The 24,720-nt window shown below is 58.4% G+C and carries 22 protein-coding genes, 5 pseudogenes and 1 other annotated feature; of the genes and pseudogenes, 15 read left to right on the top strand and 12 right to left on the bottom strand.

Translation table 11 applies throughout. From position 1 onward, the window contains the following. Positions 1 to 674: 674 nt before the first annotated feature. Positions 675 to 776, bottom strand: a pseudogene (locus MF410_RS26855) (cupin); the annotation flags it as partial. 780 nt (positions 777 to 1,556) lie between these two features. Between MF410_RS26855 and MF410_RS26860 the strand changes: the two are divergent. Together MF410_RS26860 and MF410_RS26865 are read left to right on the top strand one after the other, a co-directional pair. Continuing rightward, the gene (locus MF410_RS26860) at positions 1,557 to 1,838 is read left to right on the top strand and encodes an ATP-binding cassette domain-containing protein (RefSeq protein WP_275593041.1); all 282 of its coding nucleotides are present in this window, start codon (positions 1,557 to 1,559) and stop codon (positions 1,836 to 1,838) included. A 221-nt stretch (positions 1,839 to 2,059) separates the two neighbouring features. After that, positions 2,060 to 4,246 (top strand): ATP-binding protein, encoded by a 2,187-nt coding sequence (locus MF410_RS26865; protein WP_239620677.1) that lies wholly within the window; start codon positions 2,060 to 2,062, stop codon positions 4,244 to 4,246. Positions 4,247 to 4,605: 359 nt separating this feature from the next. On the opposite strand, the gene MF410_RS26870 is transcribed toward MF410_RS26865, so the two are convergent. Then, positions 4,606 to 4,857: a SemiSWEET transporter gene (locus tag MF410_RS26870; RefSeq protein WP_131711477.1), complete on the bottom strand. Its 252-nt coding sequence runs from the start codon at positions 4,855 to 4,857 to the stop codon at positions 4,606 to 4,608. A gap of 111 nt (positions 4,858 to 4,968) precedes the next feature. On the opposite strand from MF410_RS26870, the pseudogene MF410_RS26875 reads away from it, so the two are divergent. Beyond that, positions 4,969 to 5,900 (top strand): annotated as a pseudogene (locus MF410_RS26875) (NAD(P)/FAD-dependent oxidoreductase). 196 nt (positions 5,901 to 6,096) lie between these two features. Next, positions 6,097 to 6,279 (top strand): hypothetical protein, encoded by a 183-nt coding sequence (locus tag MF410_RS26880; protein WP_239620678.1) that lies wholly within the window; start codon positions 6,097 to 6,099, stop codon positions 6,277 to 6,279. Positions 6,280 to 6,431: 152 nt separating this feature from the next. Here MF410_RS26880 and MF410_RS26885 read toward each other — a convergent pair whose 3' ends face one another. Further along, the gene (locus MF410_RS26885; protein WP_239620679.1) at positions 6,432 to 7,241 is read right to left on the bottom strand and encodes a Ku protein; all 810 of its coding nucleotides are present in this window, start codon (positions 7,239 to 7,241) and stop codon (positions 6,432 to 6,434) included. Between the two features lie 10 nt (positions 7,242 to 7,251). Continuing rightward, entirely contained in the window at positions 7,252 to 8,160 is a 909-nt protein-coding gene (locus MF410_RS26890) for a Ku protein (RefSeq protein ID WP_131711630.1), read from the bottom strand. A 225-nt stretch (positions 8,161 to 8,385) separates the two neighbouring features. Between MF410_RS26890 and MF410_RS26895 the strand changes: the two genes are divergently transcribed. The 3 genes from MF410_RS26895 to MF410_RS26905 all read left to right on the top strand — a co-directional run bounded on the left by MF410_RS26895 (position 8,386) and on the right by MF410_RS26905 (position 9,684). Next, on the top strand, positions 8,386 to 8,559 hold the full coding sequence (locus MF410_RS26895) for a DUF3606 domain-containing protein (protein ID WP_131711631.1): 174 nt from the start codon (positions 8,386 to 8,388) through the stop codon (positions 8,557 to 8,559). Positions 8,560 to 8,992: 433 nt separating this feature from the next. Next, positions 8,993 to 9,466, top strand: a complete 474-nt coding sequence (locus MF410_RS26900) for a hypothetical protein (RefSeq protein WP_239620716.1) — start codon at positions 8,993 to 8,995, stop codon at positions 9,464 to 9,466. Further along, positions 9,361 to 9,684, top strand: a complete 324-nt coding sequence (locus MF410_RS26905) for a prolyl oligopeptidase family serine peptidase (RefSeq protein WP_239620718.1) — start codon at positions 9,361 to 9,363, stop codon at positions 9,682 to 9,684. The genes MF410_RS26900 and MF410_RS26905 overlap by 106 nt, the downstream gene beginning before the upstream one ends. A 768-nt stretch (positions 9,685 to 10,452) precedes the next feature. On the opposite strand, the gene MF410_RS36660 is transcribed toward MF410_RS26905, so the two are convergent. Next, entirely contained in the window at positions 10,453 to 10,575 is a 123-nt protein-coding gene (locus MF410_RS36660; RefSeq protein ID WP_275593038.1) for a hypothetical protein, read from the bottom strand. Then, positions 10,572 to 10,844 carry a helix-turn-helix transcriptional regulator gene (locus MF410_RS26910; RefSeq protein WP_131711632.1) on the bottom strand — a complete coding sequence of 91 codons (273 nt, stop codon included), beginning with the start codon at positions 10,842 to 10,844 and terminating at the stop codon, positions 10,572 to 10,574. The genes MF410_RS36660 and MF410_RS26910 overlap by 4 nt, the downstream gene beginning before the upstream one ends. Before the next feature lie 80 nt (positions 10,845 to 10,924). Between MF410_RS26910 and MF410_RS26915 the strand changes: the two genes are divergently transcribed. Then, positions 10,925 to 11,815 carry a LysR family transcriptional regulator gene (locus tag MF410_RS26915; protein WP_222135187.1) on the top strand — a complete coding sequence of 297 codons (891 nt, stop codon included), beginning with the start codon at positions 10,925 to 10,927 and terminating at the stop codon, positions 11,813 to 11,815. Positions 11,816 to 11,912: 97 nt separating this feature from the next. Here MF410_RS26915 and MF410_RS26920 read toward each other — a convergent pair. The 4 genes and pseudogenes from MF410_RS26920 to MF410_RS26935 all read right to left on the bottom strand — a co-directional run. Then, positions 11,913 to 12,122 (bottom strand): annotated as a pseudogene (locus MF410_RS26920) (hypothetical protein); the annotation flags it as partial. Next, on the bottom strand, positions 12,097 to 12,396 hold the full coding sequence (locus MF410_RS26925; RefSeq protein WP_131711633.1) for a hypothetical protein: 300 nt from the start codon (positions 12,394 to 12,396) through the stop codon (positions 12,097 to 12,099). The pseudogene MF410_RS26920 and the gene MF410_RS26925, both read right to left, overlap by 26 nt. A gap of 56 nt (positions 12,397 to 12,452) precedes the next feature. Then, positions 12,453 to 14,081 carry a chaperonin GroEL gene (gene groL / locus MF410_RS26930; protein ID WP_131711634.1) on the bottom strand — a complete coding sequence of 543 codons (1,629 nt, stop codon included), beginning with the start codon at positions 14,079 to 14,081 and terminating at the stop codon, positions 12,453 to 12,455. 48 nt (positions 14,082 to 14,129) lie between these two features. Beyond that, the gene (locus MF410_RS26935) at positions 14,130 to 14,444 is read right to left on the bottom strand and encodes a co-chaperone GroES (RefSeq protein WP_131711635.1); all 315 of its coding nucleotides are present in this window, start codon (positions 14,442 to 14,444) and stop codon (positions 14,130 to 14,132) included. A gap of 274 nt (positions 14,445 to 14,718) precedes the next feature. Here MF410_RS26935 and MF410_RS26940 point away from each other — a divergent pair, with 274 nt between their 5' ends. From MF410_RS26940 to MF410_RS26955, 4 genes and pseudogenes are all read left to right on the top strand, one after another. Then, positions 14,719 to 14,991, top strand: a complete 273-nt coding sequence (locus MF410_RS26940; RefSeq protein WP_131711636.1) for an usg protein — start codon at positions 14,719 to 14,721, stop codon at positions 14,989 to 14,991. Positions 14,992 to 15,081: 90 nt separating this feature from the next. Then, a complete protein-coding gene (locus MF410_RS26945; RefSeq protein WP_131711637.1) occupies positions 15,082 to 15,372 on the top strand; it encodes a hypothetical protein in 291 nt (96 codons plus the stop codon). A 434-nt stretch (positions 15,373 to 15,806) separates the two neighbouring features. Continuing rightward, entirely contained in the window at positions 15,807 to 17,699 is a 1,893-nt protein-coding gene (htpG, locus tag MF410_RS26950; protein ID WP_131711638.1) for a molecular chaperone HtpG, read from the top strand. Positions 17,700 to 18,090: 391 nt separating this feature from the next. Next, a pseudogene (locus MF410_RS26955) lies at positions 18,091 to 19,144 on the top strand (IS3 family transposase); the annotation flags it as partial. Next, positions 18,198 to 18,314, top strand: a sequence feature (AL1L pseudoknot). (Overlaps the previous pseudogene by 117 nt.) A 145-nt stretch (positions 19,145 to 19,289) precedes the next feature. On the opposite strand, the gene MF410_RS26960 reads toward MF410_RS26955, so the two are convergent. After that, the gene (locus MF410_RS26960; protein WP_239620681.1) at positions 19,290 to 19,487 is read right to left on the bottom strand and encodes a hypothetical protein; all 198 of its coding nucleotides are present in this window, start codon (positions 19,485 to 19,487) and stop codon (positions 19,290 to 19,292) included. Between the two features lie 128 nt (positions 19,488 to 19,615). Further along, positions 19,616 to 21,460 (bottom strand): HAMP domain-containing methyl-accepting chemotaxis protein, encoded by a 1,845-nt coding sequence (locus MF410_RS26965; RefSeq protein WP_131711688.1) that lies wholly within the window; start codon positions 21,458 to 21,460, stop codon positions 19,616 to 19,618. A gap of 1,446 nt (positions 21,461 to 22,906) precedes the next feature. Between MF410_RS26965 and MF410_RS26970 the strand changes: the two genes are divergently transcribed. The 3 genes and pseudogenes from MF410_RS26970 to MF410_RS26980 all read left to right on the top strand — a co-directional run bounded on the left by MF410_RS26970 (position 22,907) and on the right by MF410_RS26980 (position 24,715). Then, entirely contained in the window at positions 22,907 to 23,083 is a 177-nt protein-coding gene (locus MF410_RS26970; RefSeq protein ID WP_165503961.1) for a hypothetical protein, read from the top strand. 255 nt (positions 23,084 to 23,338) lie between these two features. Then, a pseudogene (locus MF410_RS26975) lies at positions 23,339 to 23,467 on the top strand (divalent metal cation transporter); the annotation flags it as partial. A gap of 294 nt (positions 23,468 to 23,761) precedes the next feature. Next, positions 23,762 to 24,715: a sterol desaturase family protein gene (locus tag MF410_RS26980; RefSeq protein WP_131711640.1), complete on the top strand. Its 954-nt coding sequence runs from the start codon at positions 23,762 to 23,764 to the stop codon at positions 24,713 to 24,715. Positions 24,716 to 24,720 lie beyond the last annotated feature (5 nt).

Genomic DNA, 24,720 nt, shown 5'->3' on the forward strand with positions numbered 1-24,720 from the left:
AAGCCTCCGATGAAACCGGAGGCTGTTGTAACCCCATCGCAGATGGGGGTCCCGTTTGGACGCCGATCACCCCAAATGCGGGGTCCTTATTCCATGCCTAATCACACCGCCGACCTCCTGCTGGGACCCGAGAGCGGGGCGGGGGTTCAGGTCATCCATGCTGAGGGACCTCGCAGGTATAGCGCGAACGACGTTGCGGCGGTCGTGAGTCAACTCTCGAGCCGAGTGGTTCGCGCTCGGGGGTGCCCCGGTCGCAGTGGCAGGCGACCTTCGAACGCACTATGCCGTCAAGCCTTGCCAGCCTGCTAATCAAAGCCAACGACGCCAAGAATAAGGGGGGTCTGGTCGAGATCGCGCCGAACGCTGGCGTGGTTCGCTATGGCCATACCTCATTGATCGATGCACTCCGGCCATTTTTCCTGCCCGAATGATGTCAAGACGAGACCGCGAGCCGAGTCAAAAAGAGCACTTTACGCGCGTGCCGGCGAGGGGCGCAAGTTGCTCCCTCCACTCGGTGCATCCGTTGCGGCGAAATTGTAGCTCTTCAGGCAAGAGCCTCCCGCCACTCGCACAACAATTCGCGATGACGATTTCGGCGTCGAGATTTTCATCGTCGACCTGACGCATGAATTCCAGGCATACGCCGCAGAGTCGCAGGACATGAAGTTGTTCGCTCTGCGCACAGTCTCGATCGTACGCCAAACACCGACGAAACCTGGCTTCATGACGAAGCTGCAACTGGCGCGCTTCGTCGTGCCGCCCTCCTCCTCAGTTTTCGCGGCCGGCTTTACGTCGGGATCCACATACAGGCGCATGGATACACGATGGAAGTTGCGAAAAAGCATCGTACAACGGCTTGCGAGCGCCACGATACCGCGGTGCACACGATTAACTGAAGATCGTTTCGAATTTCGGGGACAAAGCCCCGACGAGAAATCGCCGGGCTTGTTCGCTTGAATCGAAGCTTGTTGTCGGGGCAGGGATTCGAACCCCGCGTCACAGCTCGAAGGCTGGAAGCAACCTCGGATACCCGAGGGATAAGGAGAGCGCCACGCTCCGATTACGCTTACGCCCGACTGAACCGTTAACTCGTGGCCCCTTGCGATTGTTCCTGATGTGATGGCCTTGGGGTCACAAAGCGCAAGATTTTCGAATGCCTCCCTATATCTATGGACGCCGTCTTGCGGGCGATGTGGTCTAGCATCTCGCTAGGCTGGAGCGGATACTGGAGGAGCCAACCCCACCCCCCACGCTTCTCTTCGCGCATCACCACTTCGTGCCAAGCGGAATTGCCCGCTGGGTGCGGTGATCGCAGAGGGTAGTTGCCCTCATCGCACTACAAGAGCATTGCTTTGGCCAATGCTCGAGCTTTCGAAGCCAGGGCCGAGTTGCGCAAATGCGTGAGCCCTATTGACACGCGTGTTCGGCGATCTCGATACCAAGCCAACTCTGGTCGAGCCCACAAATCCCGTTAGCCTCGACGTGAACGCAATCCGTGGCGAGAGCGCTTTCGAAGATGTCTCTTTCTCCTAATCGAGTGGCAAACGCTCGACCACATCACCTTCTGCATCCAAGCGGGCGAACACACTGCCATCGTCGGCAGCACGGGATTGGGGAAGAGTACGCTGGGCTACCTCTTGGCGCGGCTCGATGATCCTGATAGGGGCCGGGTGACGCTGGACGGCATCGATCTTAAGAGTTTCGGCTTCGACACCGGACCATTCTGCGCAATCCGCGCATTCTTTTGCTCGACGAAGCGACCAGCGCGCTCGACCCGCAAACCGAAAATGCTCCGCACAAGATCCTGCGTAAGCCTTATGCCCTTCGACGAACAATAGCCGGTGGAGCCCGAAATTGGGTCTGCAACCAGCCTGCTAGGCGGGGAATTGTGTATCCAATATCAACCGTGTGCCCTTTCGTCAGTAATCTGTGCGGGAGCGCGTCGATCGCGCGCCATCGTCGCTTGTTGATTGCATGATTTCTCGCCATATCCCTGCAATGCAAACCAACCATGTTGAATCGCGCCGCGCCATCTGCACCTCAACGAGCAGGCTATAGAATGAACACTGCCTCCCGCTTCCCCGCCGAACGTCTCCAGCAAGTCCTCGACAGTGCAGTTGATACCGGGATCATCATGCTCGACGTCGATGGCACGATCACCGGCTGGAGCAAGGGTGCGGAAACCCTACTCGGTTGGTCGCAGGATGAAATGCTCAGTAAGACCCTGGTGGCGATCTTCCCGCCGGAAGGAGGAGCCGCCGCGCTGCTCGAGGCGGAACTGACCGACGCCAGGTCCAAGGGAAAGGGAAGCGGCGAAGGATGGCGGCTGCAGAAGGGCGGGGGCCGCATCTGGGCCGTCGGTGAGACGACGCCGATAATGGATGATGAGAGAAAGCTTGTTGGTTTCGTGAAGGTCCTGCGTGATCGCACCGAGCAGCGCGAGACGGAGATGGCGCTGCGAGAGCGCACCCGCGCGCTCGAGATTCTCAATCGAGCCGGAGCTGACCTCGCGCGCGAGAATGACCTGGAGAAGGTTGTCCAACTGGTAACGGACGCAGGCGTGGAGCTTACCGGAGCTCAGTTCGGCGCATTCTTCTACAACGTCATCAATCCATCGGGCGAGAGCTATATGCTCTACACGCTGTCCGGCGTTCCTCGCGAGGCATTCTCGAAGTTTCCCATGCCACGCAATACGGCTGTCTTTGCACCGACCTTTCTCGGAGAGGGAATTGTGCGTTCCGCCGATATCACCCAAGACAGCCGGTATGGCAAGAATGAGCCGCGACGGGGAATGCCGGAAGGTCATCTTCCCGTACGTAGCTATCTGGCCGTGCCGGTCATTTCACGAACCGGCGAGGTGATCGGTGGACTTTTCTTCGGTCACGCTGACATCGGCGTGTTCGACGCGGCGTCAGAAAGCGGTCTCGCCGGCCTCGCCGGCGAAGCTGCGGTCGCCATCGACAACGCCCGGCTGTTCGATGCCGTGCAACGTGAGCTGCAGGAAAGACGCCGCGCTGAAGAAGCACTCAAGGAACTGAACGCCAACCTCGAGCATCTCGTCAAGCAGAAGACGGAGGAACTGACCCAGAACGCAGAGGCGCTGCGGCAGGCCCAGAAATTGGAGGCGATTGGGCAGTTAACGGGGGAAGTCGCCCACGACTTCAACAATCTGCTGCAGATCATTGTCGGCAATCTCGACACGCTCACGCGGAACCTGCCGCCGGAAGCGGGTCGGTTGCGAAGGGCAGCCTCGCAGGCGATGAACGGCGCGAGGCGGGCAGCGGCTCTGACGCAACGACTGTTGGCTTTTGCCCGCCGCCAGCCACTCGACCCCAAGCCGATTGACACGAACAGCCTGATCCGCGGCATGTCGGAGCTCCTGCACCGGACGCTTGGAGAGATATACAACATTGAAGTTGTGCTCGCCGCCGGTCTCTGGAAAGCGGAAGCCGATCCCAACGAACTGGAAAGCGCGCTGCTCAATCTCGCGATCAACGCCCGGGACGCGATGCCTGATGGCGGAAAACTGACGATCGAGACATTCAATGCCCATCTGGACGAGGCCTATGCGTCATCGCATGCCGAAGTGATCCCCGGCCAGTATACCGCCATTAGTGTTTCCGACACTGGGACGGGGATGGACACGGAAACGCTATCGCATGTGTTCGAGCCGTTCTTCACGACTAAGGATCAGGGGAAGGGCACCGGGCTTGGCCTCAGCCAGGTGTATGGGTTCGTCAAGCAATCCAAGGGCCATGTGAAGATCTACTCGGAAGTTGGGGAGGGAACGACAGTCAAGATCTACCTGCCACGGCTCTTTTCAGACGGGGCCGGTGAAGAGGTGGCAGAGGCACCTGCCATCCCCGAGGCTGCGGCCGGCGAAGTTATTCTTGTCGTCGAGGACGATCCGGACGTTCGCGCCTATTCGGTCGAATCGCTGCGCGAGCTCGGCTACCATGTACTCGAAGCCAAGGACGGTCCGGCGGCTCTGCAAGCGCTGTCGAGCTACGGCAATGTCGATCTGATCTTTTCGGATGTGGTGTTGCCGAGCGGCATGAGCGGCGCCGACGTTGTTGCCAAGGCGCGTGAGACAAATCCGACGCAGAAAGCGTTGTTCACGACAGGGTATTCGCGCAACGCCATCGTTCATCACGGCCGGCTCGACAAGGGCGTGCACTTGCTGCCCAAGCCATTCTCTTTTGAAGATCTGGCCGTACGCGTCCGGGATGTGCTCGACCGTAACTGACCGCTCGATCTGACGACCGTTTCGACCAACTCGTCTTGTGATTGCCGGAGTTGGTTTGTTAGCTGCTCCAGCACCCGCGCTGTCACGTTATCGGAGGACTGTATGTCCTCTTGTCGCGGGTAGTGCCGCGTTTTCACCAGGCTATGCAGCCGAAAGCGCATCTGGCTCGTGACGCCGGGTATTCGCATGACGATCTCTCCGCCAGACGCAGGCCCGCTCTTCATAGTTATCGTCCGGGTGATTTTGACGTATTCATTGCTCTCCCTAGCTCAAAGCAACCGGTTTTGCGTTGCTCGCCGGAGAACACGCATCAGGCGCCGTAATTCCAGTTTGGGTTACCAAAGAATTTGTCGCTCGCGCTAATTTCTGAGCTTCTTTAGAAGGATAAACGCCGACAGTAGAAAGCAGGCAGCGTTCGTGAGGATGATTGGCCACTCGGCCCGCATGACGCCGAAGGCGGTCCAGAGAACAAAGCCTGTTACGGTAAGACAATACATCCTCGCCGAAATCGCTTCGGTGCGTCCGGTGCGAACGACCTTCCAGACCTGCGGAACGAAGCTGCAGACGGAACACACGGAGGCAAGATATCCGACGATCAGCGCTGTATCCAAAATGACGGTCTCCTAACTGCGTGATCCATAGCGATAGGGAACTATCCCTCTTGCCCGTTGTTCCAGTGATCCCGCGAGGCCTCAGGGCGATCGCCGATGACGGACGATGGAATGGATCTAACAATAAAAGATTGCGTCATCGTTGGAGGTGGACCGGCAGGATTGACAGCCGCGATTTATCTCGCGCGCTATCACCTGTCCGTCACGAACCAGCCGGGCGGCCAGCATCCCCATTTCTCATAACCACGCGGGCTTTCCCGGCGGCATCAGCGGCGCCGAGTTGCTCGGCCGGATGCGTGCTCAAGCCATCATGTACGGCGCCGAGATCCTCGATAAACGCGCGACGGCCTTGCGCAGGGCAGAAAAGAACTTCGTCGTCTCCTCTTCCGATGGTGCCGTGCGGGCGCGAACTGTGCTCATGGCCACGGGCGTTCTTAACCGCATGCCTTCGATGCCAATGGACGAGCACGATGAGGCACTGAAACGAGGGCTTATCCGCTACTGCCCCGTTTGCGGCGGTTTCGAAGTGACCGACAAGCGCGTGGCGATTATCGGACATGGCTCGAAAGCATATATGGAAGCACTGTTTCTCAGAAGTTATAGCCGAAACATTTACCCTGCTGTCGCCCTCCGCCGAGCATCACCTCGAGAGAGGCGAGGAAGCGCGCCTGCGGGAACTTGGTATCCTGGTGAAGTGTGGCCCGTTTGAAATCGATGTCGAACAAGACGCGATCGTAATCCGCACAGGCTGGGGTACGCTGCAGTTCGACTCCATCTACCCCGCGCTGGGATCGGACGTCAGATCGGAATTCGCCTCAGGGGTGGGAGCTAGGGTGTCGGAGGAAGGTTGCATTTGCGTCGACAGTCACCAACGCACGAGCGTGCCGGGCCTTTATGCCGCAGGAGACGTGGTGATTGGCCTGGATCAGATCAGCCATGTGATGGGGCAGGCCGGGGTCGCGGCAACGACGATCCGGAATGATCTGTGCGATTTGTCAGCTTTGATCCGCAGAGTTCACCGCAAACCCCGCCCCTGTCGCTGAGACTCCGTCGTCTCCCCCGATCCCTGCCCTGACTGTCATGCCGGTGGACGACGATAGCCTTGTACATGAATACGGTTTTGATACTGGAGGATCTCGGGCACACGGTTATCGAGGCAAGCTCGGCTGATGAAGCGCTTCAGCTCCTTGAATACGGGCCGCTACCCGACGTCCTGATCACCGATCACGCAATGCCTCATTGACCGGCGCCGAACTTGCCCGCCGGGTTGTCGAACGGCACCCAAAGCTGCGCGTGATCCTTGCTACCGGCTACGCCGAATTGCCGGGCGGAGAGGGGGCGGGGCTGGCGCGGCTTTCGAAACCGTTTAGTCAGGAGGAGCTCAACAGCGCGCTGGCATTGGTCAGCGCGTCAGACCGATAGCTTCTCGTGTCCGGCAGGGCCCTCCGGGAAATGACGCCGGCAGGTTAGCCATCGTGTATCCTCAAACGCAAAAAAGGCGCCTCACGGCGCCTTTTCCGATTTCGCTGCGAAGGGTGTCGGCTGGCAGAGTTCGAGCTCCATGACCTTGTCCATCATCCGGTCTTCTTGCTCTTGAGTTCGTTGGCGACACTCTTGCGCAGCGCGTCCATGATGTTGATGACGTTCGAAGCGGGAGCGGCGGCTTGTTTGGTCTTGGAGCTCTTCTTCTGCGGCTTCAGAGCTTTTTTCTTCTCCTCAATGAGAGCGAGCAGACTCTCCTGAATGGGGTCGCTCACCATGTCCGGCGACCATCGCTTCGTTTTCTGCTTGATCAGCTTCTGCACCAGCGGCACGAGATCAGGATCGGCCTCGTCTTCGATGTCCTGGAAATAGGCCTCCTCTGGACGCACCTCGTCGCCGAAACGCAGGGACCAGAGGACGATGCCTTCGTCTCGCGGCTCGAGGACGACCGCCTTTTCGCGCCGGCCAACGACGAGCTTCGATATGCCAACGACCTTGTCGGCCTTCATCGCATCCCGGATGACCGCGAAAGCCTCGTTGCCGACGGCGTCGTCCGGCATTAGATAGTGCGGCTTCTCCAGGTAGACCCATTCGATCGATTCCGCCGGAGCGAACTTCTCGATGTCGATCGTTTTGACGGTGTCGAGCGCGACCCGATCCAGGTCGTCGTCGGTCAGGATGACATAGTCGTTCTCGCCGCGGGCGTAGCCCTTCGCCTCGTTCTCGTCCTTGACGGGCTTGCCCGTGACGGAGTCGATATATCGGGAGACGACCCGGTTGCCCGTCTCCTTGTTGAGCGTGTGAAACCGCACCTTCGCCGACTCCGATGTCGCCGGGGTCATGTTGACCGGGCATGTCACAAGCGAAAGCTTCAGGTAGCCTTTCCAGTAGGGACGCGCCATGACCGATCTCCTAGCTCGCCTTACGCTGCGGAGCAGCCTTGGAGGAGGCGGCCTTCGCAGCCGCTCCACGCGCGGCACGCGGCCGACCGACGCCAGAGTTGGCATTGGCGGGGGTGGGTTTCGGTTTGTCCCCGGTGGCCTTCAGCATGCCAGCGCTTTCGCGCAGGGCGGCAAGCAGATCGTTCGGCTTCGAAACCTCGACCTTTTTCGGCTTAGGCAAGGATCTGCCTTCCATCTTCGCCTTCACCAGCTCGGCCAAGGCTGCTTCATATCGATCGTCGAACGTGGCCGGATCGAAGTCGCCCTTCTTGGTGCCGATGATATGCTTGGCAAGATCTAGCATCTCGCCTTCAATCTTCAGCTTGGGCATTTCCTCGAAGGCCTTTTTCGACGAGCGCACCTCGTAGTCATAGTTCAAGGTCGTGGCGATGAGACCTTTGCCATGCGGCCGGATGAGTACGGTCCTCATCCGGCGGAACAGGACGGTGCGCGCGATGGCCGCCACCTTCGACTTCCGCATTCCGTCCCGCAGCGCGACAAAGGCGTCGCCGCCCATCTTGTCGGGCGTCAGGTAGTAGGGTTTGTCGAAGTAGACGTCGTCGACATCAGAACAGGGGATGAAGGCTTCGATCTCCAATGTCTTGTTTGACTCGGGAATGGTGGCTGCGACCTCGTCAGGGTCGATGACGATATACTGACCGTTCTCAATCTCGAAGCCTTTGGTCTGCTGTTCCTTCGGCACAGGCTCTTCGGTCTCACCGTCGACGAAGACGCGGTTGACTCGATTGCCGGTTGCCTTGTTTATCGTGTTGAAGGTGATCCGGTCGGAGGTGCTCGCTGCTGTGTAGAGAGCCGCCCCGCATGAGACTTCACCGAATTTGATAAAGCCCTTCCACTGGGCTCTGTGTCCACTCGCCATACCCGTTACTCCGAATCTCTACTGGCGAATCAAGATCTGGCGAGGTGATTCGTTCCGATTCGAAACGAATCATTTTTCAATGGCTTAGCGCCGTTTGTTGCCGATTTGATTCCGGGTACGCCGGCGGCACCTATGGAGGATGGGATCGCCGACGCCTAAGCCGCGGAACAACGTGAATCATCAAACGTTTACGAGCAGGTCCCGTAGCCAACAGGAGATACCGATATGACGACCACAAGACGCGGCCGTGCGCAGGACAGAGCGAAGGTCGCAGGCGGACAGGATCATGAGGTCCGATACGAAGCGAAGAAGGAAGGCGTCTCGAAAGGTGAAGTGCAATACGCCGTCAAAAAGGTCGGCAACAGCCGAAAGAAGATCGAAGCTGATCTAAAAGGTTGATGGATCAGAGGCTCGATAAAAGCGCCGTGAGCTCAGCGATTGACCGACACACGGCGAACGTCGACGGGCGGAAGTTGAGATCAGCTGCACGAAGAACGGGTTTGCGCGCAAGCGTCGATGGCTCGAGCGGCGGCCTGCTTTCGATCGCCGCTCTCGTCTTCAGCATACTTCTATCGGCGGCTGTTCTCGTCCATGTCGCCACGCGCGACGCCCGGTTAAAAAGCCTCTGGCGGTGACGAGGGCTCACTTGGACCCGATCTTGAAGATCGTCTTTTCAATCATCATCTGGGGCTCCCACCCGAAACCAACGACAGTCCGCGCCGCGAAATGACTTCGCGTGGTCGCGGCCGTCCGGGTGAACGAGGGCGCTCCCCATTGGGTGCGCCCTCGGCTGTCATAAGTCCGAAAGCGAAAGCCCTTGTCCGATAAAACCTTGATAATCTTCCTGCATGGGATCGGTGCCTCCGGCGCGCAGCTCACACCGCTGGCATCTTCCTGGCGTGCCCGCCTTCCTGGGACGCGCTTCGTCGCTCCAGACGCGCCGATGCATCACAGGTACGGACGTCGGTGGTTCAGCACGGAGGGCAATCCCCTCGATCCGGAGCGTATTAAAGCTCCAGAGAAGCATTCGACGAACTTATCAATGGCGTCGTTCGGCGCGAAGGGTGCGCGGACGCCCATGATCGGGTCGCCTTCGTCGGCGTCTCGCAGGGAGCCATCGTCGCGCTCGACGCCGTTGCTTCCGGGAGGTGAAAGGTCGGCGCACTGGTCGCGTTCTCCGGCCTGCTTGCCCCGAAGCCGATTTCGCCCGCGAGCAACAGCACGCCGGTGCTTCTGGTGCATGGAGAGAACGACACCACCATCCCTCCCATGGCTTCCCGGCTCGCGGCCGCGCAGCTCAGAATAGCGGCCTTCAAGGTCGAGCTGGACGTCGAACGAGGCACGGGACACACCGTTTCAAGCGCCGGCTCTCAGAAAGCGCTGTCTTTTCTGAAGAAGACCCTGCCCGCTGTCGAAACTCGACTGCGGGCGGGTCGTTCTTCTTCCACACCGATGACCACCAGGAACAGGACGAGGCAGACCGCCCACCGCAGGAGACGGTTTCCTTTACATTTGACCGGATGACCGTGGCGCGTTCCAGGGAGACCTTCCCAAATGCCAGGTGGAGCGAACGCCTCCAGGCCTGGACGGTGCCGGCAAGACGGCTCGCAAGCGCATCGATGGCTTGCGTTGGAGGCCGACCGCCGGGCACGTTATGATGAGGAGCGCGGCCGCGACACTTTTGAGTTCGAGCCGATCCTCAGCCCGTACCTGCAAGTGCTCGACAGCGGTTTTCGCATAAGGACACCGTACTCCAGGACGGTCGGGGATGAGCTTAGGCAGGTACCATTTGCGCCATGGAACGGTGACGACAAAGTCTGGGAAATCCCGTTTGCGTCATATGACTCCAGCACCAATGGGAGACGATCGAGGAAGCCGCGAAGCGGTCAGAGCCGAAAGAACGCCGGAAGCGTGCCGAGGCCCGCAGGCAGAGAGGAGGAAGCCAAGGCCAAACGTCGCACGACCGAACGAAAGAAGCGCGGATTGCCGGTGTCAAGCGACGATCTCCCGGCACTTGGCCGGCCGGTGGCCACAGCAGCGTATGGGATTGTGTCGTCATCACCGATGTGTCGGGCGAGATCGTGGATCCGGAGCAGATCGCGGAACATCACCCGGCCGCGACTGAAGAGCATGTGTGGGCCAGGTGGAGACGCTCTACCCTTGATGAACTCGTCCATACCTGGCCCGCGAGGTCAGAGCCGGGAGAATACGAGCGGCTCCGATGCTGGTGGAACCCGACGCTAGACGAGCTCAGAGCTCAGGGAAGCAAGACGGGCCGCCAAATCCGCATCTTCACAACCCGAAGGCGCCGACGTTCCTCGCCAGCCGCATCACGTTTCGCGGTGGGCGTTCACTCGAACATGTCGTCGGCAGGGCGCGATATTTGAGGATGATGGCGAAAACGCTCCCGTTCACCTGCCGGTTTCCTTATGTTTTCTGCCTGAGCGAAGAGGTCTGGGCTTGGGAGCGAGTGGATCAATTTCTGCGAATAGAGCTGAAACGTTCACCGAAAGAACCCTCGCAAACGCCTCGAGCGTAGCGACGGTGACATTTTCCATGCCCCTTTCGACCCGTCCGACATACGAGCGATCGATTTCGGCCTCGAGAGCCAGTCTTTCCTGAGAGAGACCTTTGGCCACACGAAGTCGTCTCAGATTCCAGCCGATGGTTTGTCGAACGTCCATCCTACAACAAACGCATATTCACGGCTTGACAATCGACGGACTGATAGTCCCTAATTAAAGCTGCTAAGAGGGACGCTTCAATGGAACTACGCCAGCTTTCCTACTTCGTCGCGGTGGCCGAGGAACTCCATTTCGGCCGGGCGGCCGCGAAGGTGCGCATCGCCCAGCCCGCGCTCTCCAATCATGTGCAGGCGCTGGAGCGCGAACTCGGCTGTGCGTTGTTCATCCGCTCGACCCGGCGGGTGGAACTGACCAGGGCAGGGGAGATCTTCCACGAGCGCTGCGTCGGGATTCTGAGCGAGGTCGATCTGAGTGCCGAGATCACCAGGGCGGTGGCCGGCAAGACCATCCGGCAGATCAGGATCGGCACCGTCTATCCGGCCACCACCGGCGTGCTGCCGGCGTTTCTGGCGAAGATCGCCCGCAAGTACCCCGATGTCCGCATCCATATATCAAGCGGCAATACCGGCGACATCATCCGCGGCCTGGAAAACGGCCAGATCAATCTCGGCTTCATCCGGCCGGTGGAAAACATCGGCTCGTTGCGCTTCTCCTCGATCGCCCATGAGCGTTATCTGCTGGCGGTCGCCAGGACAAACCCACTGGCGGAGCAGGGAGAGATCGCCATCGACGATCTGCGCTCGGAAAGGATCATCGCCTTCAATCGCAAGAACCTCTCCTACACCGAGCGGTACTTCAATGAGAAGTTCCAGGAATATGATCTGACCGGCAACATCGCCTATAGCTGCGACGACACCTATTCGCTGGTGTCGCTGGTCTCGGCCGGCCTTGGCATCGGCTTTGCGCCGGAATGGACCGAGGGTCTGCCGAACCGGGCCTTCGAGCTGAAGGCGGTGAGGGGCATCGACTTCAGGATCGGGCTTGGCGTTGCCTGGAACAAGGAGGATCCAACCGCCTCGCGCGACGACATCGTCGATATCGCGAGGTCACTGGCACGGCCGGGCAGGTGAGGCGAGGGACATAAGAGTGGCGCGCCTCAAAGCGGGAAAAGAGCGGAGAGAGTTCCGGTTACCTCGTCGTCGAATTCCTCATTATAGTGGCCTTCTCGGGATAAAGGCGAAGGGCCGGAATCGACTCGATGGCAAAGATGTCGGATGCCCAGGAAGCAAGACTAGCCCGCTTCTCGTCCTTGCCGATATCGGCAGCAAGCACGTCACGCGGGTGATCGAAATGTTTGGCTGGGTGAAGCAGATGGACGGCGTTGATCGCTGCTACAACGTCGTGCTGGGTTTTAGGGTTGTTGATTTCTCTTCTCATCTTCCGGCTCCGTGGATAGATGGATGGCACCTGGATACATTTTCCGCGGTTCGGTAAGATCCGTACTGCGATCGCCCTGAATCGACGGTATCTCTATTCTCATCGCCTCTGCTAGGAGCGTGTCGCGATCGCGAACACCCTTGTTGAACAATCTGGCGACCGTTGTCGTCAGCGCTCCGACAGAGAGCGGGTCGGCCGCTATCCCTCTAGCCTGGGCAATCTCGTTGACGACGCTCGCGCACAGGCGCGCCTCTTCTCTCGACGGTAGGCTCATGTCTTACTCCGAAAGTGGCCCGCCCTGGTGGACAGGGCGGGGGCCTCCTCGATAGCTTAGAAGTCCATGCCGGCACCAGTGGGGATCGCCGGAGCGGCGTCCCTCTTCGGCTTTTCGGCGATCATCGCTTCCGTTGTCACCAGGAGGCCGGCAACCGAGGCGGCATCCTGCAGAGCGGTGCGCACCACCTTGGCCGGGTCGATGACGCCCTGGGCGTAAAGATCACCGTATTGGCCGGTCTGAGCGTTCCAGCCGTAAGAGAAGTCAGCCTTCTCCCGCAGCTTTCCGACGATCACAGACCCTTCCGCGCCGGCGTTTTCGGCGATCTGACGGACAGGGGACTCGATCGCGCGGCGGACGATCTCGATACCAACCTTCTGGTCCTGATTGGCGGCGTCGAGATTGTCGAGTGCCTTGACGGACCGCAGTAGCGCCACCCCACCGCCCGGCAGGATGCCTTCCTCGACAGCCGCGCGCGTCGCATGCAGGGCGTCGTCGACGCGGTCCTTCTTTTCCTTGACTTCGACTTCCGTCGAGCCGCCAACGCGGATGACGGCAACACCGCCGGCAAGCTTGGCAAGACGTTCCTGCAGTTTCTCGCGGTCGTAGTCGGAGGTGGTTTCCTCGATCTGGGCGCGGATCTGTGCAACACGACCGTCGATCTCGGGCTTGGAACCGACGCCATCGATGATAGTGGTATTCTCCTTCTCGATCGCTACCTTCTTGGCACGGCCGAGCATGTTCAGCGTGACGTTCTCCAGCTTGATGCCGAGGTCTTCGGAAATGACTGTACCGCCCGTCAGAATGGCGATGTCTTCGAGCATGGCCTTGCGGCGGTCGCCGAAGCCAGGAGCCTTGACGGCAGCGATCTTGAGGCCGCCGCGCAGCTTGTTGACGACGAGCGTTGCAAGAGCTTCTCCTTCGACGTCTTCCGCAATGATCAGCAGCGGCTTACCCGACTGGACGACGGCTTCGAGCACCGGGAGCATGGACTGCAGGTTTGAGAGCTTCTTTTCGTGGATAAGGATATAAGGATCCTCGAACTCGACCCGCATCCTGTCTTGGTTGGTGACGAAATAGGGCGAGAGATAGCCGCGGTCGAACTGCATGCCTTCGACGACTTCGAGTTCGGTTTCGGCGGTCTTGGCCTCCTCGACGGTGATCACACCTTCGTTGCCGACCTTCTCCATCGCTTCTGCGAGATAACGGCCGATCTCCTCATCGCCATTGGCCGAGATGGTGCCGACCTGGGCGATCTCGGAATTGTTGGAGATCTTGCGGGCGTTGGTCTTCAGCTCCTTGACGACAGCGTCGACGGCAAGATCGATACCACGCTTCAGGTCCATCGGGTTCATGCCGGAGGCCACCGCCTTGGCGCCTTCGCGAACGATCGCCTGAGCGAGAACAGTTGCGGTGGTGGTGCCGTCGCCGGCGAGATCGTTGGTTTTCGATGCCACTTCACGTAGCATCTGGGCGCCCATGTTTTCGAACTTGTCTTCCAGTTCGATTTCCTTCGCGACCGAAACGCCGTCCTTGGTGATGCGCGGCGCGCCGAAGGACTTGTCGATCACCACGTTGCGGCCTTTCGGGCCGAGCGTCACCTTCACGGCATCGGCGAGTACGTCGACCCCACGTAGCATGCGTTCACGGGCATCGGTGTTAAATTTAACTTCTTTCGCAGCCATTTTTTCACTCCTTCATTAGGCAGCTAGTTGACTGATAAATAGGGCGCCTCAGGCGGCCTTCTTCTGCTCGGCCTGGGCTTCGATGATGCCCATGACATCGCTTTCCTTCATGATCAGCAGGTCTTCGCCGTTGATCTTGATCTCGGTGCCGGACCACTTGCCGAACAAGATGCGGTCGCCGGGCTTGACATCGAGCGCCTGGATCTGACCGGCGTCGTTGCGTGCGCCAGGGCCGACGGCGATGATTTCGCCTTCCTGCGGCTTTTCCTTGGCGGTGTCAGGGATGATTATTCCGCCCTTGGTCTTTTCTTCGGATTCGATCCGGCGGACGAGAATCCGATCATGAAGCGGTCGGAACGACATGTTTTCCTCCGTTGAGCAAAAAAGATGACGTTGATCCCCTGGCCGGACCATATGACCAGTCCGGGCGGGAGCGAACCTCGATCGAGCGTTCGCAGGCAAAATTTATTTTTACGATTTTTGGATTTCAAGAGGTTGAAAGGAAAAATTAGCACTCACCCTCGATCGCTGCTAACGTGCTGGGAAGGAACAAGAAACCCTCTCGCGACGTTCAAAAATCCGTTGATGGCCGAGAAATTTTGCGGCACCTTCGCAGTATCATGAAACGGAGTGAAGCATGCGATTTTCATCAGATATCGAACGTCAGCTCAACGGTTATGGTCTCACTACCGCGCACATTCTCTACCGTATTCCCGATTTCGAATCCGTCCTGCAAACCTATGTCTGGCAGGACTACGATCTGGCGCCCGATTTTCCCGAGATGCACAAGTTTCTGGACTTTTGGCAGGAGAGGCTCGATGGCCCGTTGCATTCCGTCCGCTACAGCCATCAGTGCCTAATCGGGCCGAACGAATGGCGTCGTGTCGAAGGCGAGTTCAAGCTGAACTGAATCTTGAATCCGCATTTTCCACTTCCTAGCTCACGTGACGATCGGGGCTTGGCCCGGTCGCTTTCCCACGTCTGCATGGAGTGAGACCACATGGAAGAGACCATCAATATCATCAGAAGCGCCAGCATCCCGGAGAGGGAAGAGATCATCGTCGATTTTGCCCGGTGGCTTCAGACCGCTTCGCAGGAGGCTCTGGTATATGGCGAAGGGCGTTTCGCTTTGATGTCTGCCAATATGGCGGAAGCGATCCGCATTAATGCCGATGAACTCGCACGCGACAATCCCGAAACGACTGAGCGGATATTGCAGCAGGCCTGCGCAATGATCTCTCAGTTCAAGGCGGCATACCCGCATCGCGTTCTCAGTCGGTCATTCCATTGACCTTACGTCCCAACTCGTCACCACTGCGCACGATATTGGACGGCGCACCGAGAGGTTCTTTCTTGACTATACATGGGAAGCGCACCCAGACCTCGCGGCGTGCATGAATATCGGAGGGACAAAGACAAAGGCGCTCCTGTGCTCGGCTCGAGGGCGGTACATTTTTGTCTCAGCAGATCTTTAATCCGAAATCGGCAAAAAATCGAATTCCACCGGCCGCTGAAATCAAGGCTGGCTTCGCCGGAACGCCGCTTTTGCCATTCCCGTACCCATGTTGCTTCTAGGAGGATATGGCTATGGCAACATCTTCGACTACGCACCTCTCTAGCGCTCGAGCGTTGGCTTCGACCGGGTCAACCGCTAAGGTGGAGCGCTTGAAATCCGTCAGCGGAAAAACCATCTGACGCGCGACTTCTGCAAAATGGGGATTATCGATGACGACAATAGAAGAGCGGCAGCCTGAGCAACATGCGTTCGAAGCGGATGTCAGTCGGCTGCTCCACATGATGGTGCACTCGGTTTACTCCGACAAAGATGTCTTCCTCCGGGAATTAATCTCGAATGCAGCGGATGCCTGCGAAAAGCTACGTTACGACTCAATTTCCCAGCCGGGACTCTCGACCGACGGTATACAGCCGGGAATTCTGGTGACCCTCAACGAAGAGGCGCAGACGCTTGTTGTCGAGGACAACGGCATTGGCATGACCCGGAACGAGATGATCGACGCGCTGGGCACGATCGCGCGCTCGGGGACGAAGGCATTCATGGAGCGGCTTGATGCTGCTAAGGCCGGCGAGAAGGCTGAACTGATCGGCCAATTCGGCGTCGGATTCTATTCCTCGTTCATGGTGGCAGACAAGGTCGATGTGATCTCGCGACGTGCGGGTCAGGAGGAAGCCTGGAAGTGGTCGTCGGACGGCAAGGGAAGCTACGACATCGTCGCGATCGATTCCGTCGAGGCGCCGACGAGGGGTACCCGCGTCGTTCTGCATCTCATGAAAGATGCGAAAAGATACACCGACAAATGGACCGTCGAAAAGATCATTCGCGATCAGTCCGGGCACGTACCTGTTCCCATTCGTCTCGTCGACAAGGAAGCGGCCGAGCCGGCGCAGATCTCCGATGGAGCCGCGCTCTGGACCAAACAGAAGAGCGAAATTTCCAAACAGGATTACGACGACTTCTATCGTGGTATTTCGGGTCAATATGATGAGCCGCTGACCAACGTGCATTTTCGCGCCGAAGGCCGGCACGAATATACCACGGTGGCCTTCATACCTGGTTCCCAGCCCTTCGACCTGTTTGATCCGGATCGCAAGGGTCGGATGAAGCTCTACGTGAAGCGCGTCTTCATTACCGATGACGCTGAGTTGCTGCCGCGTTACCTGCGGTTCGTGCGCGGTATCGTCGATACGTCCGATCTGCCGCTTAACATTTCCCGTGAGATGATCCAGGAGAGCCCGGTCCTCACCGCGATCCGCAAGGGCATAACCAGTCGGATCCTAACCGCACTGGAGAAAATGGCCGACAGTGAACCCGAGACGTTCGGGAAATTCTGGGACCTCTTCGGGGCAATCGTCAAGGAAGGGATCTACGAAGACTTCGAGCGCCGCCCACAATTGCTCAAGCTGGCGCGTTTCCACACAACTGCTGTCGAAGGCGCGACACGGAGCCTTGCGGATTACGTGGCCGCCATGAAGGAGGGGCAGTCGTCGATCTATTACATCAGTGGCTCGAACCTGGAGCAGTTGAATGCTTCACCACAGCTCGAGGGCTTCCGGGCCAAGGGTATCGAAGTGATGCTTTTGACCGATTCCGTAGACAGCTTCTGGCCTACCAATGTCCCTGATTTCGAGGGCAAGTCATTCAAATCGGTCACCCAGGGCCTTGCCGATTTGAATGAACTCGCCGGCGAGGCGGGCAGCGACGAGGAAAAACAGGAAGCCTCTTCCGAGGTTGTCGCTTTCATCGATTTCGCACGCGGTGCTCTCGGTCAGGAGGTCGCCGATGTGCGTGTCTCCGGTCGATTGACGGAAAGTGCGGTCTGCCTGGTTGCTTCCGAGCACGGCCCTGATCGACAACTTGAGAAAATCCTCCAGGGGGCAGGGCGGCTGCAGACGGCTTCGAAGCCCATATTAGAAATCAACGCGCAGAGTCAGCTCGTTATGAACATCGCATCGATCGACGATCACACCTTTCGCGAGGATGCCGCGTGGCTCCTCCTCGATGAGGCCCGCATTCTTGATGGCGACAAGCCGGTAAACCCACGGGCATTTGCGGAGCGGCAGGCAAGACTGTTTGTCTTGGCGATGGGACAAGGCAAATAAATGTTCACTATGATCTTGTCCCATTTGGGCCGAGATCCCTTATCCGTCAAAAGACCGCCTGCCCCGTTTCCTGGCCGCTTTGACTAAGCGGTCGAAAATTGAGGGAAGCGCTTTTCAACAAATTAAGGGCAGGCGCACGTTTGGCCGGCCAGGTACATTCGAATTCCTGATGACTTATCCAACGCGAGCGGCGCAACCGCCATTCATCCGCTAATATGCGGCTCAGGGCAGGCGCGCCTGCACCAGCCTGGAGGTCTTTACCGAATGGATTCCGGCCACTTGCTGTTTGGCACCGGCGCGGTGCCGATCGCCGAAATGGAAACGACGAGCGCCGTCATGCCCGAGAAAAGCACAAGTGCATGGGTCATAGCTTTCGATCCTTTTTGGCTGCAGCGGCAAGCGTGCAGGTTTGCCGAGTGACGTGGCTGAGAAGATGAAGGCTCTGGAACGGGAGAACCGGGAACTTCGTCAGGCGAATGAGATTCTACGCAAAGCCTCGGCGTATTTTACCCAGGCGGAACTCGACCGCCCACTGAAGCGATGATTTCGTTCATCGACGAACACCGCTCGGTGCTCGGGGTCGAGCCGATCTGCAGGCTGCTGCCGATTGCCCCGTCCACCTATTATGAAGTCGTCGCCAAGCGCACGGACGTGGGTCGCCTATCGGCCGCGAACGGAATGATATTGCCATGAAAGTCGAGATACGCCGGGTGTTCAACGAGAACTTTCAGGTCTATGGCGTGCGGAAAGTGTGGCGACAGTTGCAGCCAGAAGGCTTCGACGTCGCACGCTGCACCGTCGCAAGGCTCGTGAGAATGATGGGTCTTCAAGGCATCATTCGTGGCAAGCCGATCAAAACCACTGTATCGGACAAGTCTGCCCCGTGTCCGCTCGACCGCGTCAATCGCCACTTCAAGGCTCCCGCGCCGAACATGCTGTGGTTATCCGATTTCACCTATGTCGCGACCTGGCAGGGCTTCGTTTACGTTGCCTTCGTGATCGACGCCTTCGCCCGTCGCATTGTTGGCTGGCGGGCAAGCCGGACTGCCCATGCAGGCTTTGTGCTCGATGCCCTCGACCAAGCGCTTCATGATCGGCGGCCCGTCAAACGCGGCGGGCTGGTTCATCATTCCGATCGCGGCTCCCAATACGTATCCATTCGCTATTCCGAGCGACTGGCCGAGGCAGGCATCGAGCCATCGGTCGGCAGCGTTGGCGATTCCTTTGACAACGCCCTCGCCGAAACGATCAACGGCCTCTACAAGGCTGAGGTCATCCATCGGCGAGGACCATGGCGCAACTTCGAAGCCGTGGAGTTCGCCACGCTCGAATGGGTCGACTGGTTCAACCACCGCCGCCTTCTGGAGCCCATCGGAAACATGCCGCCCGCCGAGGCTGAAGACCGATACTACGCCATGCTGGACGCACCAGCCATGGCCGCATAACTTAAACCAAACGGTCTCCGGCTAAGCCGGTGCGGCTCAGAGTGATGCGATTTCCGTCAGGGTCCGTGAACTGGGCAATTCTTCCGTAGCCCCCTCTAAGTCATCCGTGAGTTCCACGCCAATGTCTTCGAGGGATTTCTGGGCTTCATCCATTCAGTCTGCCGGAACCCGCATTCTCCTTGTCGTGGAAGATTTGAATGTTCGCACCAGCGACGTTGCGCCACTGGATCAGCCCATCCATTGGACGATCATCGGGCTCCCGAGCGAAAATTTGGGTGTAGAACGTCTCGGCTCTATCCATGCTTGCCGCCGCGAGTGCGGCGTAAATTCCTTGGATTTCCATTCATATTTCCTCCCTTCCAAATTGCCTCCACCTTTAAATGAAAAACGGTCGGTCCCGTTCCAAATCGCGCGCGATGGCGACGGCCGGAACGTAGCCTTGTTGAAGCGTCGAGTACCATCAGGCGTTTGTTACCTGCGAGCCATCGCTCTCGCGACGCTACGGGGTGCTGCGGTTGGGTTGGGGGCAACTTCGTTGAGTCTGAACCGAGCTACCAGCTCGCGAAGCTTCTGGGCCTCCTTGGCCAATGAACAGGATGCTGCGGTCGACTGTTCCACCATGGCTGCATTCTGCTGCGTCGTCTGGTCCATCTGGTTGACGGCGATATTGACCTCGCTCAAGCCGACTGACTGCTCTCTGGCTGACGTCGCGATCGAATCCATATGCTGGTTGATTTGGGTGATGAAGCCGCCGATCGTCTTCAGCGATGCACCGGTTTCGCGCACGAGTTTGACGCCGCTTTCCACTTCTTTCGAGGAATTATGGATGAGACCTTTGATCTCCTTGGCCGCCGTGGCTGAGCGTTGTGCGAGCTCGCGAACCTCCTGAGCGACGACTGCAAATCCCTTGCCGGCGTCGCCCGCTCGGGCTGCTTCGACGCCTGCGTTCAATGCGAGCAGATTGGTCTGAAACGCAATTTCATCGATCACACCGATGATATTGGAGATCTGCTGCGACGAGGCTTCGATGCGCTCCATCGCCTCTTCGGCATGAGAAACGACGTCTGCCGATTTCACGGCACTGCGATTGGCCTCCGTGGCCACTATTCGGGCTTCTTCGGTCCTGGTGCTGGAGTTCGACACATTTGCTGTGATCTCTTCCAAGGCTGCGGCCGTCTCTTCGAGCGACGCTGCCTGCTGCTCTGTGCGCTTCGAGAGATCGCTGGCGCCGGAGGAGATTTCCCGCGTGCCATTGTCCATTGTGGTGATGCTTTCGGAAATCGCCCCGAGTGCTGCGCCAAGTTGAGTGACCGATTGGTTGAAGTCGTGCCGCAATACCTCAAAGTCGGGCGCGAAGGCGTCATTGAGCTGAAAGGCCAGATCGCCTGCGGCCAGCCGTTTCAAACCGGCGGCTAGGCCCGACGTGGCAACGCGTAAGCGCTCGGTCGCATCGGCTTCTGCCTTCCGCTGGGCAGCGACGCGATCGGCCTCTGCCTGTCGCCGGTTTTCCTCGGCTTCGATTTCCATTCGTTTGTTTGCCATCGCGGCTTGGCGGAAAACCTCTACGGCCCCCGCCATCGAACCGATCTCGTCGGCTCGGCCGGCAAATGGAATCTCAGAACCAGTGTCTCCTTCGGCCAGCCGCCGCATCGAACCGGTGATTAGGGTGATGGGTCTTGCAATGCCCGTCAGCGCGAATGCCACAGCGCCGAAGACAAGCAATCCGGCGAGAACGGCCGCCGTTAAAAGGTAGAACATTACCGAATTATAGGTCGCCTTGCTGAGCTCCGCCGCCTTCTTGCTGCCCTCCACGTTCAATTCAACGAGGGCTGTTGTGAGCTCTTTCAGCTCGTCCGAGAAAGAGCGCATCTTTCCACCGAGGTGTTTCCCAGCCTCCTGCGTTTTGTTCGCCCGGGAAAGAGCAAGCAGTTCGGAGCTGCTGCCGATGTAGCCCTCGACGGTTGCCTTGATCCCGTGGACCAGTTCACGTTCGCGTTCCGATGATGCCAGCGAGGAATAGACATCTATCGCATTGCGAAGCGTGTCCTCCGCCTTCGCAATAGCCTCTTCGCGCATTTTCTTTTCAGCGTCGGACTGCGCGATAATGTGATCGCGGTAGGCGACACGCAAATTCGCCATGCTGAGGTTGATAAACCGCGAAGCCTGAACGCTCGGCAGCCAGCGGGTGGCAATTTCCTCGGTCGAGCCGTTTGTTTTGCTGAGGCCATCGATGGCGAGATATGCCACAAGACCGAAGAAAAGTGCTATTCCGCTGAAGATCAACAGCAGGCTCGATTTTATGCTCCGACGGCGCATTGAAGGACCCCTTGAACCCGACACTCTGATGGATCGGCTATCTAGGTCTAGCAAAGACAACTTAATGCTTTGCTGATATATAATAGCTGTTTTCCGAGCCCGGGGCACAGCATCCCACCCACTGCCGAGACCTATTGGACCCGCTGACCGAGGACTTGGCAGATCCGCAGTGTCTTGGCACGCGTAAGGCGGGATCTGGACCTGTGCCTGCCTGATTCATGTCGCGGGATGATTCCGGCACAGTGCTTGGACGGCTTGCCGAGGCGACTCGGACCGTTGGCCGACTGCACGTCGCGGTTGGAGAAGGCGACGGCGAGGATGTGTCAACAAACGGCAGTGCTGCAGCGCCGCGGCACGAGTACGAGGCATTCTGGCGGCACTGATGTCGTTTGATCGAGCTTACAGAAATCAGGTGCTGGCCCTGCACCAGAAGTTCCGGCTTCCAAGATCGCTGCAAACGATGTCGAGGCGCTTAATGTTGTCGCTGCGGCAGGTGGGAGGCATAAATGGAGCGATCACTCGATGGTCGCCGTGACAAATAATGGCCACCAGGATCAATCAGAATCACCAAGGCGCCATTGCTGCGGTATAAACTCGGAAAGAGGGTCAATCGCTCGGGTCCGTCTGTACACGCTCGCGAAAAACACATGGAGCATTCGCCAGAAAGCGGTGTGGCTTTCGGTGCCACTGCGCCTGGGATTTTTCGCCGCCCCGGTCCCAATATCCATTCCGTAGTCGGCACGTCCGACGATCCAGTGATTGTCCTCCTACCGTTCTATATCGGTCGAGTAGATGACGCCGGCTTCCTTCAAAGCCAACAAGAACAACACCCGGGCGCTTTCGTCTGAAACACGTCCGTCATCGACGGCTTCACAGGCTTCAAGAGCCGCGATGTAAGCCTTTCCGTCAGAGACGGGCCAACGAGCCGATAGGAGATCGAACGCCTGTTTTGCCGATCTCACGGTGATCGACTTTCGCGGACGTAGAATAACGACACTCTGCCACAAGACACACGCTCCTTCGCCAGCGGCCAACGCCACGCAGAGCGTCCGCTTCGCCCCCAACTTGCGTCTACGACGAAGGTTCCTCACGCTTGCTTCCAGCCATCCTGAGGTCCAGTGCCTGTCGCAACCGGCCCGCAGACAGGTCTGTGTCTGCACTTAAAAGATCAACGGCGGCAGCGTATGCGGCTTGCGCGCAATCCCCGCCTGCGTCGATGGAGTTCGCGCCACACCAATCGGCTATTACCTTCGCGAGCATCTCTATGTGCCTTTCGGAGAGTTCCGGAAGATTTAAGAGGTTTAGAGACATTGTTGTCGACCCCGCCTAAGGCAAGAGGACGTCTGATCTTCCAATCGGCTTCGCCCTATAAAGATTGCCGACTGAAATATTTACGCTTGATATGACGCGATGGTATGACGGTCGCAAGAAGCCGAGTTCTACGGAGTGGCAGACATTGTCAAGGCAAAGGTGTGCCCTTGTTCGCAGGTCGGCTATAACCGCGAGCAATTGCCAGAGCCATTCGGCATCGTGGTCACCGGATATCGCCATCTTGATATTGAGGACGCAATCTGCGACCTGCCGGTAAAGGTGGTGTACAACGCCGATTTTCGTCCGGCATAGCCCGGTCGCTCGCCCATGGTGTTGTGGCGGCTGAGGCCGATCAGCCTTACGGCATCATGATCATGCTCGCCGACATGCCGGCGATGCCTTCGGCAATAGCGACGATCCACATCGCGCTGAAATACGGTCACCGAATTCGCGCTCATCGCCCGCCCCTCGAAACGTCCTCGACTGCCCCCGAGCAACGCACGATTATTTTACGAGAAAGGTTGAGTGTGGTCGAGTCACCTATTGTGGTTGCGACTTGCGGCCGCAATGTTGCTGACGTATCAGCTCATGACGGCGATCCAGGAAATCAGCGCGCGCGTCGGACGGACCTCAGGTCACGGCATAGCGGGCAATCTGTGCCGTCACTATCCGAACTGGCTTCTGCAATCCATCGTAGGTAGTACCCTCAACTCTTCGGAACATTGCCTCCGTGAGGCATGCCGCGCCGGATGGGAGCCAAATGCCGCGCATTGCCACGGACCACTGGACGTGATCGCCGATCCATACTGCCCCTGCCGGGTGCACTCAGCAGTGTGCACCTTGTTCATAGGGCGATTGATCGGCGGTCGATGGCTCTGCACTTCCACCGCCGGTAATACGTCAAAAGGAGGACTCGATCGTCCTTTGAGCAATCTGGCAAAAGCCTATCGTCAGAAATAAGCTGTACGGGTTCGGGTTTGGAGCAGTCTCATGGAGCTGGTCGAATACTGCCTGCACAAGCTTGGAAGCTTTTTTTACGGCACGTACTATCTGAATGGACGGGCAATGGCCCTCAGTTTCGCCATTTCCATTGGCCTAGTTCTGACGGTTTTCGCGGTGGAACTCACCTATGTGGGGTTCGGCAATTCCGGGTTCCGTCGGGTTTTCTTCGAACGCAGCAAATCCACAATCACCGACATTGTCTATTTCGTCCTTCAGACGACGGGAATGATTACGCTATTCGCGGCGCTCGCATCATTTGGTCTGTCTTACGCCATCACCCGCGCGGCTCAGGATGCCCCCCACCTGGACCTTGGCCGGAGGCTGCCAGGCTGGGCACATGTTCTCTTGTTCCTAGTGCTGTCAGACTTCTTAAGCTACTGGCAGCATCGGCTGATGCACCGGCTGCCCGTACTATGGCGGCTGCACGAATTTCACCACGCAGCCGAAGAGTTCAACGCGCTGACTTCGTCGCGGGAGCATCCGCTGGAGAAGGCCATAAACATGGCCACCATGGTCGTTCCGGCGCTGCTTATCGGCATGCCAACGGCTGAATTCGCCTTCGTAACCATCACCTTTGGCGCCATTGGTCTGGTTAAGCACAGTGCCATTCCCTGGCATGGCTGGTTTGGCAAATACGTGATCCAGTCACCACGCGACCACTTCATCCATCACTCCCGAGTGCGGGAACACCACGACAAGAATTTCGCCAATTATTTCCCGATCTGGGATCATTTGTTCGGCACCTATTACGAGGGCGATGCAGACGGTGCAAAGCTCGGTCTGGACCGCGACTACTTCAACCAAACCGACCCCTTCCGCGAAAGTATCGCCACAGAAATCCGTTTCTTCCAACGCGCGGTGCAAGCTGCCAAGTCGATAAGTCCCATAAGTGGAAAACCTGCATCGCCGCGGGGGCTGTCGGGCTCGGAAGAGCGCCGGTAGCGCGA

It is taken from the genome of Rhizobium sp. C104 (genome assembly GCF_022354505.1).
Lineage (GTDB): Bacteria > Pseudomonadota > Alphaproteobacteria > Rhizobiales > Rhizobiaceae > Rhizobium > Rhizobium redzepovicii.